This is a genomic window from Pseudoalteromonas sp. SG43-7, assembly GCF_014164295.1.
Lineage (GTDB): Bacteria > Pseudomonadota > Gammaproteobacteria > Enterobacterales > Alteromonadaceae > Pseudoalteromonas > Pseudoalteromonas rhizosphaerae.
Map to the genome: position 1 here is coordinate 1 of NZ_JACJEY010000160.1, position 836 is coordinate 836.

1 protein-coding gene is annotated in these 836 nt (G+C 41.1%); it reads right to left on the reverse strand.

Features of this window, described 5'->3' with window-relative positions; genetic code table 11:
- Positions 1-824: IS110 family transposase (locus tag H5200_RS24530; RefSeq protein WP_182762859.1), on the reverse strand; the 824-nt coding region annotated here is incomplete at its 3' end.
- Between the last annotated feature and the right edge of the window lie 12 nt (positions 825-836).

The window sequence follows — 836 nt, forward strand, 5'->3', positions numbered from 1 at the left end:
TTGCCACCACTCGAGTGTTCACTGGGTACAAGACCGAGATAACTCATTAATTTACGGGGATGATCGAAGCGCGTTAAATCGCCAAGCTCAGCAACAACACCGGTGGCGACCAACAAACGAACACCTCGCATTGCTTGTATTGCTTTAACAACGGGATAATAACGCCATTGATGAACGTGATGTGTAAGTTCATTATCTAATCGTTCAAGTCGACTTATTCGCTCGGTAATTGTTTGTAAAAACTCTTGTAAGACGATGTGCTGTGCTGGGTGTGGAAGCACAAGCTCAGTGAGCCAACGTAAATGTTTTTGTGACCAATTTGCAGTGCCTTTGTAATTAATATTATTACGAAGCAGCAGTGCTTTTAATTGATATTTAGCATCTTTTAAATCTTTCATGGCCACTTCGCGTGCACGAGATAAATCACGTACAGCTTCATCTTCAGGCTCGGGAACATAGATAGGTGTTAAATCTTCAGATTTAAGTAATTTAGCGAGCTTAAGGGCATCACGTTTATCGGTTTTAATCTTCTCGCCTGGTTTTTTAGGAATAAGAGACGGGGCAACCACATAACAGCAATGGCCAAGGCTTGTGATTAATCTGTAAATCCAATAACCACAAGGGCCTGCTTCATAAACAAAGTGTAACGTTGCGCCAGGGTATTTAGATTCAAACTGACGAACAAGCTTTTGAACGGCAACTTTGGAAGAGGAAAATCGACCAAGGTGAACAGGTTGTGCACCTCTATGTTCTTCAATATAGGCGACTTCATTGAATTCTTTATGTGTATCAAGTCCGATAAAAAGTATGCTATGTTTATTCATGTTAGCCTCTGC